The following is a 16389-nucleotide window of genomic DNA, read 5'->3' on the forward strand; positions in this document are numbered from 1 at the left end:
TGTCGCTTAGCCAAGCCCTAAGCGACAAGATCTCACGCCTCGGCGCCAAGTCCAACGTGAGCGCCGGGGTCAGCGCCCGGATTCCGCCAGCGCCGGCAGTATGTGGTCCGTGAGCAGCGGCGCTAGGTCGCCGGGCCACTCCGCCGCGAGGTCCAGCCACCGGATCTCGGCGATCTCAGCGGAGGGGTGGGCCACCCAGGTGCCCGGCGCCGTAAAGACCGTGGCTTCGATCTCCGTGGCAGCCTCGTTGGCGGCATCGGCCAGCCACACGCCCATCAGGGTCAGTTCGCGGGGATCGACAATGATGCCGACTTCCTCCTGCAGCTCCCGGGCGGCGGCCTGCACCGCGGTCTCGCCGGGCTCGGGCTTGCCGCCGGGGTGCATGAACTTGTCCGTGCCGCGTTTGCGGACGGTCAGGAGCCGGCCCGCGGCGTCGTAGACACAGACGGCGGAAACGATGATGCGCGGATTCACGGTTTCGAGCCTAGCCCGTCCACAGCCATCGCCGTTCCGGGCAGCCGGCGCAGCACGGACTCCAGCAGCAGGTTCTTGCGCGGGCCAGTGACATCCCAGACGTAGCTGAACCGGTCCTCGCCATGACGTACGTAGGTGACGCGGTAAGTGTCAGGATCGCACCAGTGCTGGTCTTGGCTGGCCGCCGGCGAGAAGCTCATGCGGTGAAACGGCCGCCCGTCGGGAAACAGCATGTCCATGGCGTCCGGCGTGTCCGCGGGCCTGAGCAGGTAATCGCGGGTGGCCGGGCCGGAGAAGGTGTCGCCGTCGGCGGCAGGCCAAACCACGGTCCCCTCCTCGTGGAAGCGGAGCCCGCCGTCGCCGTCGGGGGAAAAGATCACGACGCCGGCAAAGGTACCGCGGGTGCCCGCGGCCCGGTCCAGCATGGTCCGCTCCACTGCCCAGTAGCAAGCGGGCGGAAGGCCAGGGGATGAGGGATCCACCGGCGGTGCGCCCAGCAGATAGTCGCGGAGCCCGGAAGGGTGCTGCAGATTCAAGTGCCCTCGATTGGAATCGAACCAACGACACCGGCTTTAGGAGAGCCGTGCTCTATCCACTGAGCTACGAGGGCGGGTGCCCGCCGCAGCCGGGTTTTGGACCGGCCCGTTCGGGCACGCTTACAAGCATACAAGGTGAGCGCGCGTACTACGCTCTTGGCATGGCCGCTGCAGCTGAAGTCCCCACCGCCCGCGCAACGTTCCTGCCGGACACCGCCTCCACACGGCAGTACATCGGGGCGTGGGCGGTGCTCAGCGTCGTCCAGTATTTCGTGGCGGAGGCTGCCGTCATCGGTGCCTGGGCCGGATCCGCCCCCTACAGCCGGCGGACCGGCCTCATCAGCGACCTGGGTGCCATTACCTGCGGGCTCTACGGCGGCCGCAGCATCTGTTCGCCACTGCACGTGCTGATGAACGCCTCCTTCGTGGTTCAGGGGCTGGGGATGCTGCTTGGCGCGCTGCTGCTGAGCTCGGCGCTGCTGCGGGTGGCCGCCCGGGCCAGGGTGCGGGTCATGGCCAGCCATGCCGGGGAAGTGCCGTGGTACACGGCCGTGGCGGCGCGGATCCTGACCGGGACCGCAGGCGCCGGAACGATCGTCGTGGGGCTGGTCCCCGAGGACCTGGAATCCGGCTGGCACTACGCGGGCGCCGTCATGTACTTCATCGCCGGCTCCCTGGCGCTGCTGCTGCTCGGCGCCTTGTGGTTCCGGCAAACGCCGCTCGGCTGGTTTATTCTGGCCGCCGGCGGAGTGTCCGCGGCGGCACTTGTCACGGCGGGCGTTACCGGCCTGGACGTTCCCGAGCCCGGAACCCTGGAACGGCTGATGGGCTACCCCATCACGATTGGCCTCGCGGCCGCCGGTCTGGTCGTCGCGCAGCGTGTCCGGCAGGAACGGCAGGTGCGCAGGGCCTTCGCCCGGGCCCAGGCGGCCCGGAGGGCCTAGGCTCCCTTGGGCCGCCGGGAGCGCCTAGACGGCCTGAGGCCCAGAGCGCCTAGACGGCCGGAGGCCCGGCGGCTTCCTTCGAGGACCGTCGCCCCAGGAACACGGCGGCGCCGCCGGCGAGAAGGCTGGCCACGAACAGTACCCAGCCGGCCACGGTGAGGCCGGACGCTAAGGCGACCTGGCCGGCGTCGAGGTTTACCGCCGCGATCATGGAATCAATGGTGACGTTGCCCCACAGCCGGACCACCACGAACAGGAGTGGCAGCGCCCAGAGTGCCCAGCGCAGCGCCTTTTTTGCCACGTTGGTGCCGATCAGAAGCAGCCAGGTGAAGGCGAAGATCAGCGGAAACAGGGTGCCCGCCGTCTTGTGGACGTAGTTGAGCTGGCCGCGGGCGTCCCCGTCCAAAGCGCGGCGCAGCTGATCGGCGTAGCCGGTGTCGAAGCCGCCCACCAGGGAATCGGGGATGGCCAGGCCGCCGGAAAGCTGGGTGAGCTGGTTCAGCGTGAGCAGGTGGATGTACCAGAACAGGAACAGGCTGGCCACAACGCCGGCGATGACGATCAGGTTGGCGTTGTTCTGGGCCTTCGCCGGAGACCGGTCCGTGCCGGGGTTGATTACCGGCGGCAGGTGGTGCTGGGGTACTGCGGCCTTCGCGCCGTGCTTCTTGATCCGCTGTGCAGGTGTTTTGGCCATGCGTCCATTATCGCCCGCCGCCCTCCGGCTCTGCCGCCCGCCGCTACTGTGCCCCGCCGCTGCTGTGCAGGGCATGCCCGGCGCCGATAGGGTGGGAACCGTGACGGAACTGGGCAGACACAAACTTGGCAAACACAGCGCCACCAACCTGAGCCCCGAGCTCGACGACTACGAGCTGGCGGCCGAGCTGGTCCGTGAGGCCGGGCAGCTGGCGCTGCTGATGCGGCAGGGCGGCCTCGACGCCCAGCGCAAGACCTCCATCTCCGACGTCGTCACAGCCGCGGACCATGCGGCGGAAGCCTATGTGCTGGAGCAGCTTCAGCGCTGCCGCCCGGACGACGGCGTTCTCGGCGAAGAAGGCGCCGCGGTGCACGGCAGCAGTGGGCGGACGTGGGTCATCGACCCGGTGGACGGCACCTACAACTTCCTGCAGGGCTCCACCTACTGGTGCTCAGCCATCGCCCTCAAGGACGAATCGGATGTGCTGCTCGGGGCCATCTTCCAGCCCGAGGAGGACAAGCTCTGGATCGGCGGCAGGCAACGCGCCACCACCCTCAACGGCGAACCCGTCACCACCTTCAAGGAGGACGGAACCAACCGCAACGCCGTCGACCTCTCCCACCTCGGCGCCGCCACCTACATCCACCCGCGCTGGCTCGCCGACCCAATGTGCGCCATGCCGTGGCACGCCGCCGCGACGTCGGCCGCAACGCTGCGGATGCTCGGGTCCGGCTCCTGTGACCTGGGGCGCGTCGCCGATGGGCAGCTTGGCTGCTGGTTCCAGCACAGCTGCCCCGAATGGGACTGGCTGCCCGGAAAGGCGATCGTGACGGCCGCCGGCGGCATGGCCGGCACCGTTCACGTCAACGGCCTGGAATGGTTCATGGCGGGAGGAACGACGGCGGTGCACCAGTTGCGCGCAGCGCTTGAGTCAGGCTCTGTCGACTAGATTTCCTGCCGGTTTCCTCCCCTCGCGGAGCCCGGCGCGGGCCCCTGCGCCGGGGTTATCTGCAGGGTTATCCACAGGGCGGAATCCAGTGTCAGTCCCACCGCCTAGACTTGTAGTCACCATGGATATGTTGTTTGACCCCTACGCTGACGGTCCGTTCAAGGCTGGTTCCCACGCCGGTGCCATCACCAAGTCGCGCCCCGAAACAGGGCTGATGACGCCCGCGTTCGGCGGCGGCCCGGGCGAATCCGCCGGCCGCCCGGCAGCGGGCCAGGCAGCCGGCCCGGGAGCGGGCCAGGCAGATGCAGCCCCCGCGGAGGAGCACGCCCGGCACCATCTCCCGGATGCGGGCGCGCTGCTGGCGGGCCTGAATCCGCAGCAGGAGGAAGCGGTCAAGCACTCCGGCAGCGCGCTGCTGATCGTGGCCGGAGCCGGCTCCGGAAAAACCCGCGTCCTCAGTAACCGGATCGCGTACCTGATTGCCACCAAGCGTGCCCACCACGGCGAGATCCTGGCCATCACGTTCACCAACAAGGCCGCCGCGGAAATGCGTGAACGCATCGAAGCCCTGGTGGGCAACAGGGCCAAGGCCATGTGGATCTCCACGTTCCACTCGTCCTGTGTCCGGATCCTGCGCCGCGAGGCCGCCAACGTCGGCCTGAACTCCAACTTTTCCATCTACGACTCCGCAGACTCCCTGCGGCTGATTACCCTGGTGGCCAAAAACCTGGACCTGGACCCCAAGAAGTTCGCGCCCAAGGCCATCCAGCACAAGATCTCCGCGCTCAAGAACGAACTGATTGACGACGACTCCTTCGCGTCCGCCGCGAACCACAGCGACCCGTTCGAGAGCGCCGTGGCAGACGTCTTCAAGGGCTACACCCAGCGGCTGCGCCAGGCCAACGCCATGGACTTCGACGACCTCATCGCGCAGACGGTCTACGTGTTCCGGGCCTTCCCGGCGCTCGCAGATTCCTACCGGCGCCGGTTCCGGCACGTCCTGGTGGACGAATACCAGGACACCAACCACGCGCAGTATGCACTTGTCCGGGAAATCGTCGGCGAGGGCCCGGGCGCGGCCGAACTGACCGTCGTCGGCGACTCCGACCAGTCCATTTACGCATTTCGCGGAGCAGATATCCGCAACATCGTGGAGTTCGAAAAGGACTACCCTGACGCCCGCACCATCAAGCTGGAGCAGAACTACCGCTCCACCCAGAACATCCTGAGCGCGGCCAACTCCGTCATTTCCCGCAACCCGAACCGCCCCGAGAAGCGGCTCTGGACCGCGGAGGGCGAAGGCCACAAGATTATCGGCTACGTGGGCGAGAACGAGCACGACGAAGCCCAGTTCATCGCCAAGGAGATCGACCGGCTCCAGGACGAGGACAACCTCCGCCCCGGCGACGTCGCCATCTTCTACCGCACCAACGCCCAGTCCCGTTCCATCGAGGACGTCCTGGTGCGCGTCGGCCTGCCGTACAAGGTGGTGGGCGGCACCAGATTCTACGAGCGCAAGGAAATCAAGGACGCGCTGGCGTACCTCCGGGTGCTCGTGAACCCGGACGACGACGTCAACCTCCGCCGCGTTCTCAACGAGCCCAAGCGCGGCATCGGGGGACCGGGCCGAGGGTGCCGTCGCGGCTCTCGCCGAGCGGGAACGCACGTCCTTCATCTCAGCGGCCCGCCGCGCCGACCAGGCGCCCGGCATGGCCACCCGCTCGGTCAACGCGGTGCTCGGCTTCGTGAAGCTCCTGGACGATCTCGCCGAGGTCGCCGCGGGCTCCGGCGCCGCGGCCGCGCTCGAGGCAGTGCTCGAACAGACCGGCTACCTCGCCACGCTGCGCTCCAGCACGGACCCGCAGGACGAGTCCCGGGTGGAAAACCTCGCCGAGCTTGTCGCCGTCGTCCGTGAATACGAGCGCGACAATCCCGAAGGATCCCTGGGCGCCTTCCTGGAACAGGTGTCCCTGGTGGCCGACGCCGACCAGATCCCGGACGCCCCCGGCGCGGACATTGACGCTGCGGTGGCGGAGGCCAAGCGGCTGGGCGTGGTCACGCTCATGACGCTGCACACGGCCAAGGGGCTCGAATTCCCCGTGGTGTTCCTGACCGGCATGGAGCACGGGCTCTTCCCGCACCAGCGTTCTGCCACTGACCCGAAGGAACTGGCGGAGGAACGCCGGCTGGCCTACGTGGGGCTGACACGCGCCCGGAAGCGCCTCTACGTCACGCGTTCCGAGGTCAGAAGCATGTGGGGGCAGAGCCAGTACAACCCGGCCAGCCAGTTCCTGGAGGAAATCCCCTCCGAACTCGTCGAATGGAAGCGCGAGGGAACCAGCAGGCAGTCCGGCGGGTGGGGGAGCGGCGCCGACATCGGGTCCAGCCGGTACGGCGGGTCCTTCTGGGGTGCGGGAACGGCACGAGGCGCCCGTGCCGATTCGTCCGCGGGCTTCAACGCTGACGTCCCGGCCGCCATCGCGAAAAACCGCGTGCAGCCGCAGAAGGAAGTCATCGCGGTCAGCGTGGGGGACAAGGTCAACCACACGAGCTTTGGCAACGGCACCGTGCTCGCCGTCGAAGGCGCCGGGGACAAGACCGTGGCGAAGGTGAAGTTCGACGTCGGCGAGAAGCGGCTGCTTCTGCGGTACGCGCCGCTGACCAAGATCGACGCCTGAGCGTGCCGGTGCGGCCCCCGGCGGGCGTGGCTGCAGGCCTGGCGCCGCTGTTCTGGTTGGCCCTGTTCGCAATGACACTGGCGGGCTGTTCCGTAACCGTCGCGGATCCGGAGTACACCCCGCCGCCACCGCTGCCGGCCCTCGAACAGCTGAAACAGGCTCCGCTCACTGACCCCTCGGGATTTGCGGCAGGGGAGGATGCGCTGGCGTTCGTCACTGCGGACCGGAACGTGGTGTGCGCGCTGACCTCAGCCCGCGGACCGCACCTGAACCTGCCGTACGAAACCAACAACTTCAGCGATCCCGACAACCAAAAACTGGCAACCGTGCCCGTGGCGCACTGCGAGCTCGCGGCGTATCCCGCGCCGGCAGCACCTGACATCGGTGACGACTGCTCGGGTACCGGACTCGGTTACCTGGGCGGCGCGGCACTCCTGACGCCCAGCCGGGCCCGGTACGGCGAATGCCGGGCCGGGGTCACGCAAATGGAGGCCGAGTACGGGCCCAAGGGCACGGCCAACGGAGCCGTCTCCAAGCTGCGCGTCCTGCCCGACGGCGGCAACCTCGAACGGAACGGTTTGCGGTGTTCCGCCTACCGCTTGGGGGTGGCCTGCGGAAACGTCTCTGGCGGCGTCGGTTTCTTTATCAGCCGGGATCATTACGAACTCATCTCCGCGAAGGGCAAAAACGTCAAGACGGCGCCCGCCAAGGCCGCAAAAACCCCGTAATTACGGGGTTTTTCTACGTTCCATAGAATAGTGTCCTTACTCACAGAACAGGTAGTCTGGAACGGGCCGGTCCCTCCAAAGGACTAGAGTTCAAAAAAGGATCATTGCGCCGCGGGGCTTGTTTCCGGACCTGCCGCAGGGCGCGCTAATTCCGCAGCCCGGTCCGCACCTTGGGTGCAGTCCGGCTGTACAGAAACTACTTCGACGTAGAAGGACACTAAACCGTGGACCTGTTTGAATATCAGGCGCGCGATATGTTCGAAGCGCACGGTGTACCCGTGCTCGCCGGCATCGTGGCGCACACTCCTGAAGAAGCAAAGGCAGCTGCCGAGAAGATCGGCGGCGTAACTGTCGTCAAGGCACAGGTTAAGGTCGGTGGCCGCGGCAAGGCTGGCGGCGTCAAGGTTGCCAAGTCTGCCGACGAGGCACTTGAGCACTCCACCAACATCCTGGGCATGGACATCAAGGGCCACACCGTCAACAAGGTGATGATCGCCCAGGGTGCCGATATTGCCGAGGAATACTACTTCTCCGTCCTGCTGGACCGCGCCAACCGCAACTACCTGGCCATGTGCTCGGTTGAAGGCGGCATGGAGATCGAGCAGCTCGCCGTTGAGCGGCCCGAGGCCCTGGCCAAGGTAGCCATCGACCCCGCCGTGGGCATCGACCAGGCTAAGGCCGACGAAATCGTCGCTGCCGCCGGCTTCGCTGAAGAACTGCGCGGCAAAGTCGCCGGCGTCATTCTGAAGCTCTGGGACGTCTTCAAGAAGGAAGACGCCACCCTCGTGGAGGTCAACCCGCTGGTAAAGACCGGCGCGGGCGAGATTGTTGCCCTCGACGGCAAGGTCACGCTGGACGAGAACGCCGAGTTCCGCCACCCCAAGCACGCCCAGCTTGAGGACAAGGAATCCGCAGACCCGCTCGAGGCCAAGGCCAAGGCGCAGGACCTGAACTACGTCAAGCTGGACGGTGAAGTCGGCATCATCGGTAACGGTGCAGGCCTCGTCATGTCCACCCTGGACGTCGTCGCGTACGCCGGTGAGAACCACGGCAACGTCAAGCCCGCCAACTTCCTGGACATCGGCGGCGGAGCCTCCGCCGAGGTCATGGCCGCAGGCCTCGACGTCATCCTGGGCGACGAGCAGGTCAAGTCCGTATTCGTCAACGTCTTCGGCGGCATCACCGCCTGTGACGCTGTCGCCAAGGGCATCGTGGGCGCACTGGCCGAGCTGGGCCACTCCGCCAACAAGCCGCTGGTCGTCCGCCTCGACGGCAACAACGTCGAAGAAGGCCGCCGCATCCTCGAAGAGGCCAACCACCCGCTGGTTACCCTCGCCGCCACCATGGACGAGGGCGCCGACAAGGCCGCCGAGCTCGCCAACGCCCGCTGATCGAGCCTGTCGAGATCTAGGAAAGAAAACATGTCTATTTATCTGAACAAGGACTCCAAGGTCATCGTCCAGGGCATCACGGGCGGCGAAGGCACCAAGCACACCGCCCTCATGCTCAAGGCCGGCACCAACATTGTGGGCGGCGTCAACGCCCGCAAGGCCGGCACCACCGTCCTGCACGGCGAAAACGAGATCAACGTTTTCGGCACCGTCAAGGAAGCCATCGCCGAGACCGGCGCCGACGTCTCCATCGTCTTCGTTCCGCCGGCATTCACCAAGAACGCCGTCGTTGAAGCCATCGAGGCCGGCATCGGCCTGGTCGTCGTCATCACCGAAGGCGTGCCGGTTCAGGACTCCGCCGAGTTCTGGGCACTGGCGCAGTCCAAGGTCGACGCCGACGGCAACCAGGTCACCCGCATCATCGGACCGAACTGCCCCGGCATCATCACCCCGGGCGAAGCCCTCGTGGGCATCACCCCGGCCAACATCACCGGCAAGGGCCCCATCGGCCTGGTCTCCAAGTCCGGCACGCTGACCTACCAGATGATGTACGAACTGCGCGACCTCGGCTTCTCCACGGCCATCGGCATCGGCGGTGACCCCATCATCGGCACCACCCACATCGACGCCCTGGCTGCGTTCGAGGCTGACCCGGAGACCAAGGCCATCGTGATGATCGGCGAAATCGGTGGCGACGCCGAAGAGCGTGCGGCCGACTTCATCAAGGCCAACGTCACCAAGCCGGTCGTCGGCTACGTGGCCGGCTTCACCGCGCCGGAAGGCAAGACCATGGGCCACGCAGGCGCCATCGTCTCCGGTTCCGCCGGTACGGCCCAGGCCAAGAAGGAAGCCCTCGAAGCTGCCGGCGTGAAGGTCGGCAAGACGCCGTCCGAGACCGCCAAGCTGCTGCGCGAAGTCTTCGCAGCGCTCTAAGGCCACTTCAAGCAACGCGGGGTCACTCCCAGCCCAATCCACCCCCCGGATTGGGCGCGGAGTGACCCCGCGTTTCTTTGTTTAAGCGCGGGGTTTAAGCGCTGGCGGACTGACCCTTGCCCCGGCGCGGCAGTGAGGTCTATGTTGGCCGTCTCGAAGCACTGCCGCAGTGACAAGGACCGATCATGAGCAATGCACTTAAACTCACCGTCCCCGACGGCCTCCCGTTCATCGACTACGAGCGGGAGTTCGACTTCCCTGTGGCGGACGTGTTCCGCGCGCACAAGGAACCTGAGCTGATCTCGCAGTGGCTGGGCCCGCGCGGCACCAACATCGACATCGACCACTACGACTTCCGTTCCGGAGGCACCTACCTGTACAACCACACCGGCCCGGACGGGGTGACGTACGCCTTCAGCGGCATCTTCCATACCGTCCGTGAAAACGACTTCGCCATCCAGACCTTCGAGTTCAGCGGTTACCCGGACATCGTCAGCATCGAATTCATGAGCTTCGAGGACCTGGGCGGCGGCAAGTGCCTGCTGCGGGCCCACTCTGTCTATCCCAGCATGGAAGCCCGCGACGGGATGGCCCAATCAGGCATGGAAAGCGGCGTGTCCGACGGCTACGAGCGGCTCGAGGAGCTGCTCGCGAAATAGGGGCCCGCACCGCAACTGAAACGTCCGACGGCGGCCGGTGACCTTTACCTCGAAGGTCACCGGCCGCCGTCGTCCGTTTAAAGACCCAACTAAGTAGCAGCAGATGGCGTTCCCAGCCCTGAGAACGCCATCTGCTGCTACCTACTTCGGAAGCCGCGTTGTGAGTTTGATAGTATGTCAGTACAAACTATCAAAGGAGAAGATATGCCGCTCGTACGAATCGACGTCAACTCGGGGCGCAGTCAGGATGAATTGAATCGCCTAAGCCGCGGCATCCATGACGCCATCCTGGCTGAGTACGGAATCCCGGAGCGGGACTACTTCCACATCGTCACTGAACATGCGCCGGGCCAGATCGTTGCGCAGGACGCGGGCCTCGGCTTCGAGCGCACACGCGACGTCATCATGATCCAGATCTTTACCCAGGGCGGGCGCAGCCAGGAGGCAAAGCAGAGCCTGTTTGCCGCGGTGGCAGACAAGCTGGGGGCTCTGGGGGTTGCCGGCGAGGACGTTTTCATTGGCTATGTCGAGAACACCGCGGGGGACTGGTCCTTCGGGTTCGGCCGCGCGCAGTATGTCACCGGCGAGCTCGCCATCCCGAAGAAATAAGGGCGGAATTACTAGCCCCGCAAGTCCGCATAAGCAGCTCCGCACCACCTCTTTTTGAAGGCCGTTCTGCTTGTTGTAAGTATGTCAGTACAAACCTTTGACAGGACATAAATTCTAGGGCACAGTAGTTCTTGTGGTCCCGCTCACGGGGCCGCGGAACGCCGGAGCCCTGGCCGTTCGGCTGCTTAGAGGTTGAGATCCAAAAGAAAGGTCCACGATTACCGTGACCCACGAACTGCTCACGATCGGGCGAATCAGCGTTGATATCTACCCGAACGATATCGGGGTGGGGCTGGAGGATGTGACGTCCTTCGGCAAGTACCTTGGCGGCTCGCCGTCCAACGTTGCTGTAGCCGCCGCCCGCCATGGCCGCCGGACCGGGGTCATCACCCGCACCGGCGATGACCCGTTCGGTACGTACCTGCACCGCGAACTGGAAAAGTTCGGCGTTGACGATTCGTTCGTCAGCCCGGTCCAGGGGCTCCAGACGCCGGCCACGTTCTGCGCGATCCGGCCTCCGCATGATTTCCCCCTGTACTTCTACGGCCGTTTCCCCACCGCACCTGACCTGCAGATCAAGGCCGATGAGCTGGACACGGACGCCATCCGCGATGCGCAGATCTTCTGGTCGACTGTGACCGGCCTGTGCCAGGAGCCGAGCCGCGAAGCGCACATCACCGCGCACGAAGCCCGGCCCCGCACCGAGCTGAAGCCCGGCCAGTACACCATCCTGGATCTTGACTACCGCCCCATGTTCTGGGCTTCCGAGGAGGAGGCCCGGGAGCAGGTGGCCCGGATCCTGCCGCACGTCACTGTGGCGATCGGCAACGACCAGGAATGCTCCGTGGCCGTGGGCCCGGGCACCCCGGATGAGCAGGCGGACCGTCTGCTGGACGCGGGCGTGGAGATCGCCGTCGTGAAGCTGGGCCCGGAGGGCGTGATGGCCAAGACCCGCACCGAGCGTGTGGTCTCCGCCCCGGTTCCGGTGGAGACCGTCAACGGTCTGGGTGCCGGTGACTCCTTCGGTGGCGCCTTTGTGCACGGCCTGCTTTCGGGCTGGCCGCTGGCCCAGGTCCTGGACTATGCGAACGCAGCCGGCGCCATCGTGGCCTCCCGGCTGTCCTGCGCGGATGCCATGCCCACCCCGGCCGAGGTCACCTCCCTGCTCGCCGAGCGCGGACGCCTTGTTCCCGATGCTGCTGTTCCCGACCAGGACTCAGTTCCCGGCCACCTCACCCCCGAAGGAGCGGCCCTGTGAGCCTCAACCCCGGTTCCGCTGCCCTCGCGGTGGATGACAACCCCCGCCGCTACGAGCACCTGAGCACCATCCGGCTCGAAGACCCGGACGCAGTGGCGCGCGCCGCGAAGGCCCGCCGCCGCCACCCCGGCCTCAAGCACGGCCGGCAGAACTTCATCGTTGCCGCGGACCACCCGGCACGCGGCGCCCTCGCGGTCGGCAACGATCCGGTGGCGATGGCGGACCGCCGCCAGCTCCTGGACCGGCTTCAGATCGCGCTGGCCAACCCGGCAGTGGACGGCATCCTGGCCTCCCCGGACATCATGGATGACCTGCTGCTCCTCGGCGCCCTTGAAGGCAAGCTGGTCTTCGGGTCGATGAACCGCGGCGGCCTCGCCGGGCTCGTGAACGAATTCGACGACCGTTTCACCGGCCACACCGCCGCGGCGCTGGAGGAACTGGGCGCGGACGGCGGCAAGATGCTGACCCGCATCTGCCTGGGCGACCCGGACACTGTGGTGACCCTTGAGGCGACCGCGAAGGCAATTGATTCGCTGGCGGCGCGGAAGCTTATAGCGATGGTGGAGCCGTTCCTGTCTGTCCGGGAGAACGGCCGGGTCCGCAACGACCTGAGCACGGACGCGGTGATCAAGTCGATCGGGATCGCCGAGGGGCTCGGCTCCACGAGCGCCTACACGTGGATGAAGCTGCCGGTCGTTGCCGGGATGGAACGCGTCATGGCCGCCACCACCATGCCCACCGTGCTGCTGGGCGGGGACCCGGCAGGCACCCAGGACGAGGTGTTCGCGACCTGGGGAGCCGCCCTCGCCCTGCCCGGCGTGCAGGGACTCACCGTCGGCCGGACCCTGCTGTACCCGGCGGACGGCGATGTCGCCGGAGCGGTCGCCGCGGCCGCTTCACTCCTCCACCACACCACAGAAGAAGTAACGGAGTAAACGATGGGAACTGGAACCCGCCGGATGACCGTGGCGCAGGCCGTGGTCGAATACCTTTCCAAGCAGTACACCGTTGATTCCGTCGGTGGAGTCGATTTCCGCGAACGCCTGATTCCGGGCACGTTCGGCATCTTCGGGCACGGCAACGTGGCCGGTGTGGGCCAGGCCCTGAAGCAGTACCAGCAGCTCGATCCGACGATCATGCCGTACTACCAGGGCCGCAACGAGCAGGCCCAGTCCCACCAGGCCGTGGGCTACGCCCGCCACACCCGCCGCCGGCAGACCTTCGCGATCAGCACCTCCATCGGCCCGGGTTCGTCGAACCTGCTCACCGGCGCCGCTTTGGCCACCACGAACCGTTTGCCGGTGCTGCTGCTGCCGTCGGACACATTCGCCACGCGTGCCGCGGACCCGGTGCTGCAGCAGCTTGAACAGCCCTACGCCTACGACCTCACGGTCAACGACGCGTTCCGGCCGCTGTCCAAGTTCTTCGACCGGGTCACCCGCCCGGAGCAGCTGTTCTCCGCGTTCCACCACGGCCTGCGCGTCCTCACGGACCCCGCCGAGACCGGCGCGGTGACCATCTCGCTGCCCCAGGACGTCCAGGCCGAGGCCTTCGACGTTCCCGAGGAGTTCCTGGCCGAGCGGGAGTGGCGGATCCGCCGCCCGGAAGCGGACGACGACGACATCCGCCGCGCCGCCGACGCCATCCGGGCCGCAAAGCGGCCGCTGATCATCGCCGGCGGCGGCGTCCTCTACGCCTACGCCAATGAGGAACTGGCGAAGTTCGCCGAACTGACCGGTATTCCGGTGGGCAATACGCAGGCCGGCGTCGGCGTCCTGCCCTGGGACCACAAGTACTCCCTCGGCGCGATCGGCTCCACGGGCACGACGGCGGCCAACGCCCTGGCAGCCGAAGCGGACCTGGTCATCGGCATCGGCACCCGCTACGAGGACTTCACCACCGCGTCCCGGACCGCATTCCAGAACCCGGACCTGAAGTTCATCAACATCAACGTCGCACCCATCGACGCCTACAAGCACGGCACCTCGCTGCCGATCGTTGCCGACGCCCGCAAGGCGCTCGTCAAGCTCAACCAGGCCCTGGGTGGCTACCGCGTCGGCGCCGACCTCGAGCAGCAGATCGCCGCCGAAAAGCAGCGCTGGAACACCACGGTGGATACGGCCTTCGACACCCGCTTCAGCCCGTTGCCGGCGCAGAACGAGATCATCGGCGCCACCAACCGGGCCATGGACGCCTCCGACGTGGTCATCTGCGCAGCCGGCTCCCTGCCCGGTGACCTGCACAAGATGTGGCGGGTCCGCGATCCGTTCGGCTACCACGTCGAATACGCCTACTCCTGCATGGGCTACGAGATCCCCGGCGGGCTGGGCGTCAAGCGCGCAGCGCTCGCCGAAGCCGCCAAGGGCGGCACCCAGCGCGACGTCGTCGTGATGGTGGGGGACGGCTCCTACCTGATGATGCACACCGAACTGGTCACCGCCGTCGCCGAACGGATCAAGCTGATCGTGGTCCTGATCCAGAACCACGGCTACGCCTCCATCGGCTCACTGTCCGAATCACTTGGCTCGCAGCGCTTCGGCACCCAGTACCGCGTCCTGGACGAGGAACAGCACAGCTTCGACGAGGGCGAGACACTCCCGGTGGACCTGGCCCTGAACGCCGAATCCCTCGGCGTGAAGGTGATCCGCATCGAGCCGGGCGAGAAGGCCATCGCCGAACTCGAACAGGCCATCCGCGACGCCAAAGCCGCCCCCGAACGCGGCGGCCCGATCGTGATCCACCTCGAATCCGACCCGCTGCTGGACGCGCCGAGCTCCGAATCCTGGTGGGACGTGCCCGTCTCGGCAGTGTCGGAACTCGACTCCACCAAACAGGCCTTCCAGACCTACATCGACCACAAGTCCCGCCAGCGCAAGCTGCTCGGCTAACCTCCCCCACGCTTCACGACCAGCTACAGACCAAGGAAGTCATCTCTATGTCAACGACGACCGTCACCACCACTATCAACCACTTCATCAACGGTGCCGAGACCGCCGGCGAAGGCGACCGCACCACCCCCGTGTACAACCCGGCCACCGGTCAAGTGTCCGCCGAGCTGCGCCTGGCCAACCGGGCTGACCTGGACAACACCGTCGCCGCGGCCCGCGCCGCTGCCGACTCCTGGGGCGACATTTCCCTCGCCAAGCGCACCGCCGTTTTGTTCAAGTTCCGCGAGCTCGTCGCCGAGCACGTGAACGAACTCGCCGAGCTGATCACCGCCGAGCACGGCAAGGTCATCTCCGACGCCAAGGGCGAGATCGGCCGCGGCCTGGAAGTCATCGAGTTCGCCTGCGGCATCCCGTCGCTGCTCAAGGGCGACTACTCGGACCAGGTCTCCACCGGCATCGACGTCTTCTCCTTCCGCGAACCCCTCGGCGTGGTCGCCGGCATCACCCCGTTCAACTTCCCGGTCATGGTGCCGCTGTGGATGGCCCCGATGGCGATCGCCACCGGCAACGCCTTCATCCTCAAGCCCTCCGAACGCGACCCCTCCGCCTCGCTGCTGCTGGCCAAGCTCTGGAAGGACGCCGGCCTGCCCGACGGCGTGTTCCAGGTCCTGCACGGCGACAAGGAAACCGTCGACGGGCTGCTGACCCACCCGGACGTGGACGGCATCTCGTTCGTCGGCTCCACCCCAATCGCGAAGTACGTCCACGAGACCGCCACCGCCCACGGCAAGCGCGTCCAGGCCCTGGGCGGGGCCAAGAACCACGCCATCATCCTGCCCGACGCCGACCTGGACAACGCCGCCGACCACCTCGCCGCCGCCGCGTTCGGCTCCGCCGGGGAACGCTGCATGGCCATCTCCGTCGCCGTCGCCGTCGGAGACGCCGCGGACCTGCTGGTCAAGAAGGTCGAAGAACGCGCCCTCGACGTGAAGGTCAACAACGGCACCGTGCCCGGCGCCGAAATGGGCCCCGTCATCACCCCCGCCTCCAAGGAACGCATCGTGAAGATCGTCACCGAGGCCGAAGCCGCCGGTGCCGCGATGGTCGTCGATGGCCGCGACCTCGTCGTCCCCGGCCACGAAGACGGCTTCTGGGTCGGCCCCACCGTGATCGACCACGTCAAGACCGAAATGACCGCCTACTCCGAGGAGATCTTCGGACCCGTCCTCGTCGTCGTCCGCGTCGACACCCTGGAGGACGGCATCAAGCTCATCAACTCCAACCCCTACGGCAACGGCACCGCCATCTTCACCTCCTCCGGCGCCGCGGCCCGCAAGTTCCAGCGCTCCGTCACCGTCGGCATGATCGGCATCAACGTGCCCCTGCCCGTCCCGGTCGCCTACCACTCCTTCGGCGGCTGGAAAGCATCCCTCTTCGGCGACAAGCACATCTACGGCCCCGAAGGCGTCTCCTTCTACACCCGCGGCAAAGTCGTCACCTCACGCTGGCCCGAACCCACGCACGCCTCCGGCGCCTCCTACAACTTCCCCTCCAACTAACCTCCACCACCCCGAGAACCACATCGATTGCTCCGTAACCGCCGTTTTGAGCGTCCAAAAGGGCACCTGCGGAGCAATCGATGAGAAGG

Annotated in this window: 14 protein-coding genes, 1 tRNA gene and 1 pseudogene; 12 read left to right on the top strand and 4 right to left on the bottom strand. The window is 66.6% G+C overall.

What is annotated here, in order from left to right:
* Positions 1–69 precede the first annotated feature (69 nt).
* The 3 genes from ACHMXB_RS00350 to ACHMXB_RS00360 form a co-directional block, all read right to left on the bottom strand.
* Positions 70–474 (bottom strand): NUDIX domain-containing protein, encoded by a 405-nt coding sequence (locus ACHMXB_RS00350; RefSeq protein ID WP_076798721.1) that lies wholly within the window; start codon positions 472–474, stop codon positions 70–72.
* Positions 471–1010, bottom strand: a complete 540-nt coding sequence (locus tag ACHMXB_RS00355) for a DUF6314 family protein (RefSeq protein WP_395401763.1) — start codon at positions 1008–1010, stop codon at positions 471–473. Before ACHMXB_RS00355 ends, ACHMXB_RS00350 begins: the two co-directional genes overlap by 4 nt.
* Before the next feature lies 1 nt (position 1011).
* A tRNA-Arg gene (locus ACHMXB_RS00360) sits at positions 1012–1084 on the bottom strand.
* 87 nt (positions 1085–1171) lie between these two features.
* On the opposite strand from ACHMXB_RS00360, the gene ACHMXB_RS00365 reads away from it, so the two are divergent.
* Entirely contained in the window at positions 1172–1954 is a 783-nt protein-coding gene (locus ACHMXB_RS00365; protein ID WP_395401765.1) for a hypothetical protein, read from the top strand.
* Positions 1955–2003: 49 nt separating this feature from the next.
* Here the strand turns inward: ACHMXB_RS00365 and ACHMXB_RS00370 are convergent, their stop codons facing one another.
* Positions 2004–2648: a hypothetical protein gene (locus tag ACHMXB_RS00370; RefSeq protein ID WP_395401767.1), complete on the bottom strand. Its 645-nt coding sequence runs from the start codon at positions 2646–2648 to the stop codon at positions 2004–2006.
* A 73-nt stretch (positions 2649–2721) separates the two neighbouring features.
* On the opposite strand from ACHMXB_RS00370, the gene ACHMXB_RS00375 reads away from it, so the two are divergent.
* The 11 genes and pseudogenes from ACHMXB_RS00375 to ACHMXB_RS00425 all read left to right on the top strand — a co-directional run bounded on the left by ACHMXB_RS00375 (position 2722) and on the right by ACHMXB_RS00425 (position 16300).
* Positions 2722–3597: an inositol monophosphatase family protein gene (locus tag ACHMXB_RS00375; protein WP_395405039.1), complete on the top strand. Its 876-nt coding sequence runs from the start codon at positions 2722–2724 to the stop codon at positions 3595–3597.
* 121 nt (positions 3598–3718) lie between these two features.
* A pseudogene (pcrA, locus tag ACHMXB_RS00380) lies at positions 3719–6275 on the top strand (DNA helicase PcrA).
* Between the two features lie 2 nt (positions 6276–6277).
* Positions 6278–7003 carry a hypothetical protein gene (locus ACHMXB_RS00385; RefSeq protein ID WP_395401769.1) on the top strand — a complete coding sequence of 242 codons (726 nt, stop codon included), beginning with the start codon at positions 6278–6280 and terminating at the stop codon, positions 7001–7003.
* A 224-nt stretch (positions 7004–7227) separates the two neighbouring features.
* Complete coding sequence (sucC, locus tag ACHMXB_RS00390; protein ID WP_102973202.1) at positions 7228–8394, top strand: ADP-forming succinate--CoA ligase subunit beta; 1167 nt, start codon at positions 7228–7230, stop codon at positions 8392–8394.
* Positions 8395–8424: 30 nt separating this feature from the next.
* Positions 8425–9327, top strand: a complete 903-nt coding sequence (gene sucD, locus ACHMXB_RS00395; RefSeq protein WP_102973203.1) for a succinate--CoA ligase subunit alpha — start codon at positions 8425–8427, stop codon at positions 9325–9327.
* 185 nt (positions 9328–9512) lie between these two features.
* On the top strand, positions 9513–9986 hold the full coding sequence (locus tag ACHMXB_RS00400) for an SRPBCC family protein (protein WP_395401771.1): 474 nt from the start codon (positions 9513–9515) through the stop codon (positions 9984–9986).
* A gap of 204 nt (positions 9987–10190) precedes the next feature.
* Positions 10191–10595 carry a tautomerase family protein gene (locus ACHMXB_RS00405; RefSeq protein ID WP_395401773.1) on the top strand — a complete coding sequence of 135 codons (405 nt, stop codon included), beginning with the start codon at positions 10191–10193 and terminating at the stop codon, positions 10593–10595.
* 223 nt (positions 10596–10818) lie between these two features.
* Positions 10819–11853 carry a 5-dehydro-2-deoxygluconokinase gene (iolC, locus tag ACHMXB_RS00410; protein WP_395401775.1) on the top strand — a complete coding sequence of 345 codons (1035 nt, stop codon included), beginning with the start codon at positions 10819–10821 and terminating at the stop codon, positions 11851–11853.
* On the top strand, positions 11850–12788 hold the full coding sequence (locus tag ACHMXB_RS00415; RefSeq protein WP_395401777.1) for a deoxyribose-phosphate aldolase: 939 nt from the start codon (positions 11850–11852) through the stop codon (positions 12786–12788). The genes iolC and ACHMXB_RS00415 overlap by 4 nt, the downstream gene beginning before the upstream one ends.
* 3 nt (positions 12789–12791) lie before the next feature.
* Complete coding sequence (gene iolD, locus ACHMXB_RS00420) at positions 12792–14741, top strand: 3D-(3,5/4)-trihydroxycyclohexane-1,2-dione acylhydrolase (decyclizing) (protein WP_395401779.1); 1950 nt, start codon at positions 12792–12794, stop codon at positions 14739–14741.
* A 47-nt stretch (positions 14742–14788) separates the two neighbouring features.
* The gene (locus ACHMXB_RS00425; protein ID WP_395401781.1) at positions 14789–16300 is read left to right on the top strand and encodes a CoA-acylating methylmalonate-semialdehyde dehydrogenase; all 1512 of its coding nucleotides are present in this window, start codon (positions 14789–14791) and stop codon (positions 16298–16300) included.
* Positions 16301–16389: the final 89 nt, after the last annotated feature.

Source organism: Arthrobacter sp. UC242_113 (assembly GCF_044054585.1).
GTDB lineage: Bacteria > Actinomycetota > Actinomycetes > Actinomycetales > Micrococcaceae > Arthrobacter.

What these genes read in the sequence shown, in the direction of transcription:
- ACHMXB_RS00370 (WP_395401767.1), bottom strand. Translation starts at nt 2,648, where the DNA reads ATGGCCAAAACACCTGCACAGCGGATCAAGAAGCACGGCGCGAAGGCC.
- ACHMXB_RS00375 (WP_395405039.1), top strand. Translation starts at nt 2,722, where the DNA reads ATGCCCGGCGCCGATAGGGTGGGAACCGTGACGGAACTGGGCAGACAC.
- iolD (WP_395401779.1), top strand. Translation starts at nt 12,792, where the DNA reads ATGGGAACTGGAACCCGCCGGATGACCGTGGCGCAGGCCGTGGTCGAA.
- ACHMXB_RS00400 (WP_395401771.1), top strand. Translation starts at nt 9,513, where the DNA reads ATGAGCAATGCACTTAAACTCACCGTCCCCGACGGCCTCCCGTTCATC.
- ACHMXB_RS00425 (WP_395401781.1), top strand. Translation starts at nt 14,789, where the DNA reads ATGTCAACGACGACCGTCACCACCACTATCAACCACTTCATCAACGGT.
- ACHMXB_RS00365 (WP_395401765.1), top strand. Translation starts at nt 1,172, where the DNA reads ATGGCCGCTGCAGCTGAAGTCCCCACCGCCCGCGCAACGTTCCTGCCG.
- sucD (WP_102973203.1), top strand. Translation starts at nt 8,425, where the DNA reads ATGTCTATTTATCTGAACAAGGACTCCAAGGTCATCGTCCAGGGCATC.
- ACHMXB_RS00405 (WP_395401773.1), top strand. Translation starts at nt 10,191, where the DNA reads ATGCCGCTCGTACGAATCGACGTCAACTCGGGGCGCAGTCAGGATGAA.